This is a genomic window from Bauldia sp., from assembly GCF_020442045.1.
In the GTDB taxonomy this organism is placed as follows: domain Bacteria; phylum Pseudomonadota; class Alphaproteobacteria; order Rhizobiales; family Kaistiaceae; genus Bauldia.
The window spans coordinates 25,985-35,744 of the sequence record NZ_JAGRLA010000073.1 but is presented as its reverse complement, the minus strand read 5'-3'; the positions used below and the strand labels follow the sequence as shown (position 1 = coordinate 35,744).

Below are 9,760 nucleotides of genomic sequence, written 5' to 3'. Positions count from 1 at the left end.
GCACCGAGGCGACGGTGCCCTCCATGATCTTCAGGAGCGCCTGCTGGACACCCTCGCCCGACACGTCGCGAGTGATCGACGGGTTGTCGGACTTGCGGGAGATCTTGTCGACCTCGTCGATATAGACGATGCCGCGCTGGGCCCGCTCGACGTTGTAGTCGGCGGATTGCAGCAGCTTCAGGATGATGTTCTCGACATCCTCGCCCACGTAGCCGGCTTCGGTCAGCGTCGTGGCGTCGGCCATGGTGAAGGGCACGTCGAGGATGCGGGCCAGCGTCTGGGCGAGAAGCGTCTTGCCGCAGCCCGTCGGCCCGATCAGCAGGATGTTCGACTTGGCGAGCTCGACGTCGTTGTTCTTCGTCGCGTGGTTGAGCCGCTTGTAGTGATTGTGGACGGCGACCGACAAGACCCGCTTGGCATGGTGCTGGCCGATCACATAGTCATCGAGGACATTGCAGATCTCGGCCGGCGTCGGCACACCATCGCTGGACTTCACCAGCGACGACTTGTTCTCCTCGCGAATGATGTCCATGCACAGTTCGACGCATTCATCGCAGATGAAGACGGTCGGACCGGCGATCAGTTTCCGCACCTCGTGCTGGCTCTTGCCACAGAAGGAGCAGTAAAGGGTGTTCTTGCTTTCGCTGCCGTTGACTTTGCTCATCCGTCTTCCCTGCGGCTTCCTGGATGGGCCGCTCTGTGTCCGACTTTACCCCGGCGAAGCCGGGGATCTCACACGCACTCTAGACAACGCCCCACTCGAGGCAACTGACCTCGTATGATCCAATCATGCTAGGCGTGATTTATTCAAGAGATACTTAACGCAAACGCGCCGCAGTCAAGCATCGATTCTCGGGCGGTATTTTGGCCGGGATCAGGTCTCTTCCGGCTTGACTGCCGAATCGAGCGCATCCCGCGACGTCAGGACCTTGTCGATCAGGCCGAATTCCTGCGCCTCCGTGGCGGTGAGGAAGTAATCGCGGTCGAGGGTCCGCTCGATCGTATCATAGTCCTTGCCGGTGTGCTTGACGTAGACCTCGTTCAACCGGCGCTTCAGCTTGATGATATCCTCGGCATGGCGCTCGATGTCCGAGGCCTGGCCCTGGAAGCCGCCGGACGGCTGATGCAGGAGGATGCGCGCGTTGGGCAGGGCGAATCGCATGCCGGCCTCGCCGGCCGTCAGCAGCAGCGAGCCCATCGACGCGGCTAGCCCGATGCACAGCGTCGAGACCGCCGGCTTGATGAACTGCATGGTGTCGTAGATCGCCATGCCCGAGGTCACCACGCCACCCGGCGAGTTGATGTAGACGTTGATCTCCTTCTTCGGGTTTTCCGACTCGAGGAACAGCAGCTGCGCCGTGATCAGCGTCGCCATGTTGTCCTCGATCGGACCGGTGATGAAGATCACCCGCTCCTTGAGCAGCCGCGAAAAGATGTCATAGGCGCGCTCGCCTCGGTTGGTCTGCTCGACCACCATGGGGACAAGGTTCATGTAGGTGTCGATGGGGTCTTTCATCGCGTCTTTCCAAGGCTGCCGTTGGTGGGATTTGTCCGGGAACCGGCGAAGCCGGCAGACACCGCGAATCAGCGGCGATTGCCCATAGATATGGCATCGACTCGCGGTCCGGAAGGGGTAGGCCGATTTCGGAGCGCTTGCCGGGATTTGGCAGCCGGTCGCCCCTGCCCGGCCGCCGATTGCGGAACGGTCCTCGGCGCGCCGGCACGCCGCGTCTAGATCACCATGAAATCATCGTTGGTCAGCACGGTCCCTGCCGCGACCTGGGCGAACTGGACCTTCGCCTGGGCGCCGCTGCCGTCGGGGTCGTAATAGACCGCGCCGGTCGTCGAGTCGTGGACGATCCGGACGTCCGCCGTATCGGCATCGGTGCCGCTGTGGAAGTATTTCGCGTCAAGCGTGCCCTTGCCGCCGATGCCCGGGAAGGTGCCCTTGGCGATCTCGATCGTCTCGCCGGCCTGCCACTTGGTGATGGTGCTCACCCCGCCGGACGGTGCGTGCTTGAACAGGTAGGTGTCCTTGCCGCCGCCGCCGTTGAGGATGTTGTTGCCGGTGCCGCCGTCGAGAATGTCCTTCCCCGCGCTCCCTTTCAGGATGTCGTCGCCGGTGCCGCCGCGCAGGAGATCCTTGCCGCCGCCGCCCTCGATGATGTCGTCGCCGCCATTGCCGGAGACCTTGTCATTGCCCTTGCCGACGTTGATGTCATCGTCGAAGTCGGAGAGCTTGACCTTGTCGTTGCCGCGGGTCAGGACCTTGATGATCTTCTCGACATCATTGGAAAGGTAGAGATCGAGGCCCTTGGCGACCGAGAATTTCTCGCCCTTGAACTTGTAGGCAAGCTCGCCGTCGAGATCGATGGTCACCTTGTCGACGGTGCCCCGGTAGGGCACGCCGCCGAAATACTTGATCCCGTTCCCCTCGAAATAGAAGTCGAGGACCACCTTCTTGCCCTGGGTGACGGTGAAGCCGTTCGACGACCGGTCGTGGATCTTGGCGGGGCCGCTGTCGACGGCGTGACCGAGTTGCTTGAGGAATTCGGGCTCGAGGGGCTGGCGGGCGACGATCTTGGTCACTTCTTGCACCTGACGGGTTTGGACGCGTTCTGCCGAACCAAGCAGCAATTCGCAAACATCCGGTTTCGGAAGCCGCTGCAACTGGAACGAACCGGGTCAGTATCGCTGGAGATTCGCGGCGACAGCGTGTCGCCCTCAGGGAATTTCGCTAGCCGCCGGCATTTACCGCCGGTCGCAGCCCGGCGACCAGCGCCACGAGCCGCTCCCGCGCGCCGGGAACTTCCAGCCCACGCGGGCCGTAGACATGGCGGTCGAGGAAATAGCCGGTCAGCCGGAACGCATCGACCAGATCGCCGCCCGCCGGCGCGGCTCCCGACGATTCCCGCAGGAATCGCGGCAGCCGCAGCATGCGATCTCGCCATGGCTCTCCGGCGATACGGCTGACCGCCCTGCCCGACTTCGGCGACACGAAGACCAGCTCCTCGACCGCCCCTGTCGCCGCGCAGCTGTCGAGATCGAGCCCGAAGCCGAGCTCTTCCAGCATCAGGACCTCGAACCGGGCCACCAGCGCAGCGCCCATCGCCGGGTCGTCGAGCCAGTCGAGGATGGCCGCGAGCGCCGCGTGGACCTGGGGATGCGGGTCCCGCTCCGGCAGCAGGCGCACCAGCGCGCCGAGGAGCTGGATCCCATAGAGTCCCGGCTGGCTCTGCATCAGCGTCGCCGCGCGCTGGATAACCGGTTCGAGCGCGAAAGTGCCGAGATGCTCGTCGAGGCGCGCCCGCCAGGTCGCGCTCACGGAATTGCCCGGCTGCAGCAGCGGCTGCTGCTTCCGCGAGCGCCCGCCGCGAACCAGCCCGAGATGACGGCCGTGGGCGGCGGTCATCAGCTCGACGATCAGGCTGGTCTCGCCATGACGCCGGGTGCCGATGATGATGCCTTCGTCCGTCCACTGCATGCCGGCATCTTACAACAGAGTCGCGGGTGGCGGGACGAGAAGGGCCGGTCGCCGTCAGCCGACGCGCCGCCCGCGTGCAGGCGGTGGATCGTGGCGGGCGGGCGCGTCTTGCGGCGTTCGGAGCGTCGTTTCGATTGCTAGTCTAGGCTGCCGTGTCGACCAGCAACCGAGGCGCCGGGCCAGGCGGAGGAGCGGACAAGTCGATCCCGTGGACTTCGCTCACTTGCTCGCGAAACCATTTGGTGAACGGATCCGCCCCCTCGCCGAACCGCGCGAAAGCGTCGCCTGGCGAATCGCCTTCCAGGGTAACGATGACAAGATCGCCCATCGGCGTGTGCTGATGAAACGTTCTCTCCCGGACACCAAGCTTCTTGCGGCTGGCGACAAAGGCGTCTCTTCTCGCGCCGTTCAGCTCTTCGATGAATTCCTCGAACTGTTTCATCTTTTCGGGAACGATCGGGACCGCGATTGCGAATAGCGCCATGGAATCCTCCCTGCGCTGATTTCGGCCGCCCGGCGCCAACTTACACCACACGGGGTCGCTTGCCCAAGGAAACCCCGGTCCGGCGCCTAGTCAGGGGCCTCCTCGCCCGAGAATTCCATGATGATCTCGTCGACGGCGAGCACATCGCCCGGCGCGACGTTCACCGAGGCGACAATGAGGTTGCGCTCGGCACGCAGAATGTTCTCCATCTTCATCGCCTCGACCACCGCGAGCGGCGCTCCGGCGCTCACGGTCTGGCCCGGCTCGACGAGGATCGAGATCACGAGCCCCGGCATCGGGCAGCGCAGCACCCGGTCCGCGTCACCTCCGGATTTCGGCGGCATCAGCGCGTCAAGGTCGGCGATCCGCGGCGTCATCGCCCGCGCCACGACATCGAAGCCACGCCATGACAGCCGGACGCCCGCGGTTGCCTGCCGCACCTGGACGATCAGGGAGACCCCGCCGATCGTACCGACCCAGAGCGGATCGCCCGATTTCCAGTCGGAGGCGACTGTCGACGGCTCGGCCGTCTCGCCCTCGCCCCTCCGCGCGATGGTGAAATGGCCGGGCGCGGTCGCATCGGCCTCGGTGATCGCCAGCGCGACATGCCGCTCGCCGATCCGGACGCCCCAGTCGCGGCGTCCGAAGGCGCCCTCGCCGTTCATCCGCCCGGGCATCGATCGCAGCCGCGAGCGGCGGGCGCGCTCGATCGACACGGCGACGATCGCCAGCCGTGTCGCGACATCGCCCTCGGGGTCCGGCGCGGAATATCCGTCCGGGTATTCCTCATCGATGAAGGCGGTCGAGAGGCGCCCCTCCCGCCACCGCCGATGATCCATCAGCGCGGAAAGGAACGGGATGTTGTGCGCGATCCCGTCGATCAGGTAGCGGTCGAGCGCGCCCTGCATCATGTCGATCGCGGCGATCCGGTCACGTCCGCGGGTGATCAGCTTGGCGATCAGCGGATCGAAATAGATCGAGATCTCGGAGCCCTCGCCGACGCCGCCATCGATGCGGACGGTGTTGCCGTCGGTCTCGCCCTCGGCCGGGGGCCGGTAGCGCTCGAGCCGGCCGATCGACGGCAGGAAGCCGCGATGCGGGTCCTCGGCATAGACACGCGACTCGACAGCCCAGCCCTTCAGGCTGATATCGTCCTGGCGAAGCGACAGCTTCTCGCCGGCCGCGACCCGGATCATCTGTTCGACGAGATCGATGCCCGTCACCAGTTCGGTGACCGGATGCTCGACCTGGAGACGGGTGTTCATCTCGAGAAAGTAGAAGTTCCGGTCGGGGTCCATGATGAACTCGACCGTGCCGGCCGAATCGTATCCGACCGCCCGGGCAAGGGCCACCGCCTGGCCGCCCATCTCGGCCCGCACGCCTTCGTCGACGGCCGGGGACGGCGCCTCCTCGATGATCTTCTGGTTGCGGCGCTGGATCGAGCATTCGCGCTCGCCGAGATGGATGAGGTTGCCGTATTTGTCTCCGAGCACCTGGATCTCGACGTGGCGCGGCGACTCGACGAAGCGTTCGATCAGGATGCGGTCGTCGCCGAAGGACGAGCGGGCCTCCGATTGCGAACTGGCAAAGCCCTCCGCCACGTCGTCCGCCGAGCGCGCGATCCGCATCCCCTTGCCGCCACCGCCGGCCGAGGCCTTGAGCATGACCGGGAAACCGACATCGGTGGCGACGGCGATCGCCTCTTCTTCGCTGGCCACCGCCCCGGCATGGCCGGGAATGGTCGAGACGCCCGCCGCCGCCGCCAGCCTCTTCGATTCGATCTTGTCGCCCATCGCCGCGATCGCCTGCGGGTTCGGGCCGATGAAGGTGATGCCGGCTTCCTTCAGCGCCGCCGCGAATTCTGTCCGCTCGGACAGGAACCCGTAGCCGGGATGGACCGCATCCGCCCCGGTCTCGCGGCAGGCGTCGAGGATATGGTCGATCACCAGATAGGAGGACGAGGCCGGCGGTGGTCCGATGTTGACCGCTTCGTCGGCATATTCGACATGCAGCGCGCCCCTGTCGGCGTCGCAATAGACGGCGACGGTCCCGATGCCGAGGCGGCGCGCGGTTCGGATGACCCGGACGGCGATCTCGCCACGGTTGGCGACGAGTATCTTTTCGAAGATCGGCAAGTCTGTTCCCCCTGGCCAATATGTATGCCGGCTTTGCGGAAATCGGCAACCATGCTCCAGTCCGGCGTCAGGACCAGGGCTGGACCAGCGCGGTCGCTCCCGCGGCTGCCAGCGAGGCAAGCGTGACGCCGAGGTAACCCAGTCCGAAAGCCCTCCCGCCCGCAAACAGCGCGAGCCCGGACTTGGAGAGGGAGTTGGCGGCCGCCGCGACGAGGATCGCGGTCGCCGCCAGATCCAGCGTGCCTTGCCCGGCCATCCGCGTCATCGACAGGGTGATCGCATCGACGTCCGCGAGGCCGGCGATCGCCGCGAAGGCGATCCCGCCCTCGACGCCGAAGATTTCCGTCAGGGCCCGGGTGAGAACAATGATGACGGCAAGCAGCAAACCGAATCCGATCACCTGGCGGAACTCGAACGGGTTCTTCAGGGCGTGTTTTCCCTCCCTCCCCTCCTCCGGCGCCCGTTTCTCCCAGGGTCGGTTGAGGATCACCGCGGCCGCCGCATTGACGATCGTCGCCGCTGCGAGCGGGGCGACGAGGCGGCCAAGCAGGCCGGGTCCGAATATCCCGACGACAACGCCGACCCGGGCAAACATCACGGTCGACGCCGCGAGCGCACCGGACAAGAGCAGCCGCCGGTTTTCCGGCTCCTGCTTGACCCGCCGCGCGAGGTCGACCGTCGTCACCGTCGATGACACCAATCCGCCCGCCACCCCGGCGATCAGCGAGCCGTAGCGTTCGCCGGCAAGCTTCACCGCGACATAGCCGATGAAGGACACGGCGGCGACGACCACCGTCATCAGCCAGATTTCGTAGGGGTTGAGCGCGTCATAGGGGCCGAAGCCCCGGTTCGGCAGGACAGGCAGCGCCACGAGACTCATCCCGAGGAGGATCAGCCCGGCCCGCAGTTCCTGCCAGGTCAGCACCTTCAGCCAGGCATGCAGCCATTCCTTGGCCGCGAGCAGCGCGGTCGCGGCGACCGCGGCGGCAGCGGCCACCGCCATATGCCCGAGCACCGCATAAGCGCCGAGCGAAAAGGTCAGGAAACCGGCGACAAGTGTGGTCATCCCGCGGGTTCCCTCCGCCTGCGTCTCGCGCCAGCGGAAGAGCGTCAGCGCACCGGCCACGGCCAGGAATGCGAGTCCGAAGGGAGCCGGTCCCAATTCCTTCGCCAGCAGTCCCCAGATGCCGCCGAGCAGGCCGGTCAGGGCGAATGTCCGCAGGCCGGCGGCGCGATCGCCCTCGGCCTCCTCGCGTTCGCGCCAGCCCCGCTCGACGCCGATCAGGAAACCAATCGCCAGCGCCAGGCCAATGCGGACAAAGAGCTCGTTGTCGTCCATGACGGATCCTCGCGGGCGTCATCCTACCCCATCGCAAGCGCGTCAGGCCCCGTCGTCCCGTGATCCGCCAAACCGGGCGCCGTATCGACGCTCAGCGGCCGGTTCGGGACGGCGGCGAGACGGTGGACTTGATTGCGCGAGCCGGACGACACAGCAAGGAGAGCCCCGATATTGGCCGGAAACGGCCGATTCGAGCCAGCGCGCGGATGCGTCGCGGAAGCTTCGCACCTTGTGTGTATTGGCTAACGGAGGGTGGATGCCGTAGACTTGGGTTCTCAGCTCGACGGAAGCGTAAACGGCGGAGAGCAGGAAATGAGGCGTCTCAGCCTCAGCGACACGATCTTCTACAACCTCGGCGACTGCTACATGAACGCGGCGGCCATCCTCGATGGCCCGTGCGATCTGGCGGTGCTGTTGGCCGAGATGGAAGGCGTCATCGAGGCGCTGCCGGCGCTGACCGAGCAGTCAGTTCGCGTCGGGCTGTGGACTTTTGCGAAAAAATCCTCGGGCCCGGTCGATCTCGCCAAGCACGTCGCCGTCATCCGCGACCCCTCGATCACCCATTTCGAACAGCTGGTGCCCCGCCTCGACAAGCTTCGCCGCAATCCGATACGGATCGACGGTCCGGCCTGGCGCGTCTTCGTACTCAATCCGGCCGGGCCCGGCCAGGAAACGCAGAACGGGGAGCCCCCGCTTTCGGCATTATTGATGCAAATCCGCCATGGCATGGCGGATGCGACCCGCGGCCTTCAGATCCTGTCCCGCATGGGCCACTACGAACCCACCGACGCGCATCGGGCGCTTGCCGCCCGGCTGCCGACGGTCGAGCCGCTCGACTTCGATACGCCCATCGCCGTCCATGATCCGGGCTTCTCCCTTCTTCAGATTCCACGCCGGGGCATGGTCCGCGACGGCGATTCGAGCGAGCGCCTGGCGGCGGTGGCCGCCACCCTCGTCGCCGATCCCGACCTTTTCCCGAATGCGCAGCCGCTGCGCGGCAATGTCGGCCGCACCCGTTTCGTGCGACGGCGCGGGCCGCAGAACGGCGTCGGCAACCACCTGAAGATGGTGACCGTGTCGACGAAGGAGAAGAAGAAGGAAAAGCGCTTCACCATCCCCGGTCTGGCGCGCGCGCAGGACCTGCCGATCACCCAGTGGCTGGTGGCATTGTCGCCGCGCGCGGTCGCCCGCCTGATGATGCGGATCTGGTACACCAACTTCGATGCGATGGCGACGCTGATCCCGATGCCGCGCCGGCTCGTGCTGGGCGGGCGGAGCGTCAGCGCGACCTTTGGCATTCCCCCGCTATGGGGTCCGGTACCGCTCGCGCTCGACGTCCTCGCCGATGGCGAGAACTACAACGTCACCGCCGTTCCCGGGAACGGATTCGTCGCCGACCGTCAGCGGCTTCACGACGGGCTGACCCGGCTACTCAATCCGGAGACCGACGCCGACCTGGATGCGGTCGAGCAGACCCTCGCCAGGATGCACGAGGAATCGGGGCAGCCGCGCCCGCGCGCGGCTCTCCCCGCTCACGGACAGGGCGTCGAGGGAAGCAATTCCAGCCCGGTCAACTTGCCGGCAAGGGCAAAATCGCCGTAGTCGATCTTCATCGTCCGGCCGATGCCATTCTCATAGATGACGAATGACAGGACGTAGAAGGGCATGTCGTCGCCCGTCTCCGACTTGTCGAAATAGCTCAGCGTCAGCGGCCAGTGGCGCAGCGTCGCGATCCCGGCATCCGCGACCGCCGTCTCCTCGCCGATGTCGTCGATGGCCGTCGATACATGGCCGATGACGCCGGCGGTCTCGAAGACCGTCTCGCCATCCTCCGAGCCGTCATAGACGTCCATGGTCAGGAAGGATTCGCCGCGCCGCGCGGAGGCCAGGATCCGTTCCATCTGGTCGGTCGGAAAGACCATCGGACCCGCGATGTCCAGCGCCTTCTTCTCCGGCTTCTTCAGCTTGACCGAGATTCCGTCCTTGTCGCGGCTGGCGGTCCCCACCGATTCCTCGGCCAGGATCGGGCCGGCATAGGTCTCGTTCGCGAATTCGAGGCTGCGGCCGTCCGGCGACTCGAACGTCGTCGATCGCGAATCCGTCAGTCGCCGCACCCCGTCCGGATCTTCGGTCTGGGTGACGAAACGAAGCTTCGACGAATAGCCGGCGCAGGCCGAGCCGGTGAACTCCATCACCAGGCGCCCGGAAACGGCCGTGATATCAACACCCTCGTCGCTATCGATCAGCGAGATATCGTAGACCGCACGATGCGGGGCGAGTGTCATCGGCGCCGCTGCCGCGGCATTCGGCGCGGATAT

At 65.9% G+C, this 9,760-nt stretch carries 9 protein-coding genes; 1 reads left to right on the top strand and 8 read right to left on the bottom strand.

Annotated elements, in window-relative coordinates:
- The 7 genes from clpX to KDJ86_RS08280 all read right to left on the bottom strand — a co-directional run.
- Positions 1-664: ATP-dependent Clp protease ATP-binding subunit ClpX (clpX, locus tag KDJ86_RS08310; protein ID WP_291744653.1), on the bottom strand; the 664-nt coding region annotated here is incomplete at its 3' end.
- A 210-nt stretch (positions 665-874) separates the two neighbouring features.
- Positions 875-1,516 carry an ATP-dependent Clp protease proteolytic subunit gene (locus KDJ86_RS08305; RefSeq protein ID WP_291744652.1) on the bottom strand — a complete coding sequence of 214 codons (642 nt, stop codon included), beginning with the start codon at positions 1,514-1,516 and terminating at the stop codon, positions 875-877.
- A gap of 215 nt (positions 1,517-1,731) precedes the next feature.
- The gene (locus KDJ86_RS08300; protein ID WP_291744651.1) at positions 1,732-2,589 is read right to left on the bottom strand and encodes a calcium-binding protein; all 858 of its coding nucleotides are present in this window, start codon (positions 2,587-2,589) and stop codon (positions 1,732-1,734) included.
- Positions 2,590-2,737: 148 nt separating this feature from the next.
- Positions 2,738-3,484: a DNA repair protein RecO gene (gene recO, locus KDJ86_RS08295; RefSeq protein ID WP_291744650.1), complete on the bottom strand. Its 747-nt coding sequence runs from the start codon at positions 3,482-3,484 to the stop codon at positions 2,738-2,740.
- A gap of 142 nt (positions 3,485-3,626) precedes the next feature.
- Positions 3,627-3,968 (bottom strand): hypothetical protein, encoded by a 342-nt coding sequence (locus KDJ86_RS08290; RefSeq protein ID WP_291744649.1) that lies wholly within the window; start codon positions 3,966-3,968, stop codon positions 3,627-3,629.
- Between the two features lie 86 nt (positions 3,969-4,054).
- Positions 4,055-6,097 carry an acetyl-CoA carboxylase biotin carboxylase subunit gene (locus tag KDJ86_RS08285; RefSeq protein WP_291744655.1) on the bottom strand — a complete coding sequence of 681 codons (2,043 nt, stop codon included), beginning with the start codon at positions 6,095-6,097 and terminating at the stop codon, positions 4,055-4,057.
- A 73-nt stretch (positions 6,098-6,170) separates the two neighbouring features.
- Positions 6,171-7,442: an MgtC/SapB family protein gene (locus KDJ86_RS08280; RefSeq protein WP_291744648.1), complete on the bottom strand. Its 1,272-nt coding sequence runs from the start codon at positions 7,440-7,442 to the stop codon at positions 6,171-6,173.
- Between the two features lie 312 nt (positions 7,443-7,754).
- Here KDJ86_RS08280 and KDJ86_RS08275 point away from each other — a divergent pair, with 312 nt between their 5' ends.
- Positions 7,755-9,044, top strand: coding sequence for a hypothetical protein (locus tag KDJ86_RS08275; RefSeq protein ID WP_291744647.1), 1,290 nt, complete (start codon positions 7,755-7,757; stop codon positions 9,042-9,044).
- Here KDJ86_RS08275 and KDJ86_RS08270 read toward each other — a convergent pair.
- A complete protein-coding gene (locus KDJ86_RS08270) occupies positions 8,975-9,727 on the bottom strand; it encodes a cell envelope integrity EipB family protein (protein WP_291744646.1) in 753 nt (250 codons plus the stop codon). The two genes, KDJ86_RS08275 and KDJ86_RS08270, sit on opposite strands and share 70 nt — an antisense overlap.
- Between the last annotated feature and the right edge of the window lie 33 nt (positions 9,728-9,760).

Bases quoted from the DNA above. Each gene is read 5' to 3' on its own strand.
- KDJ86_RS08305 (WP_291744652.1), bottom strand. From the start codon at position 1,516: ATGAAAGACCCCATCGACACCTACATGAACCTTGTCCCCATGGTGGTC.
- recO (WP_291744650.1), bottom strand. From the start codon at position 3,484: ATGCAGTGGACGGACGAAGGCATCATCATCGGCACCCGGCGTCATGGC.
- KDJ86_RS08290 (WP_291744649.1), bottom strand. From the start codon at position 3,968: ATGGCGCTATTCGCAATCGCGGTCCCGATCGTTCCCGAAAAGATGAAA.
- KDJ86_RS08280 (WP_291744648.1), bottom strand. From the start codon at position 7,442: ATGGACGACAACGAGCTCTTTGTCCGCATTGGCCTGGCGCTGGCGATT.
- KDJ86_RS08275 (WP_291744647.1), top strand. From the start codon at position 7,755: ATGAGGCGTCTCAGCCTCAGCGACACGATCTTCTACAACCTCGGCGAC.
- KDJ86_RS08270 (WP_291744646.1), bottom strand. From the start codon at position 9,727: ATGACACTCGCCCCGCATCGTGCGGTCTACGATATCTCGCTGATCGAT.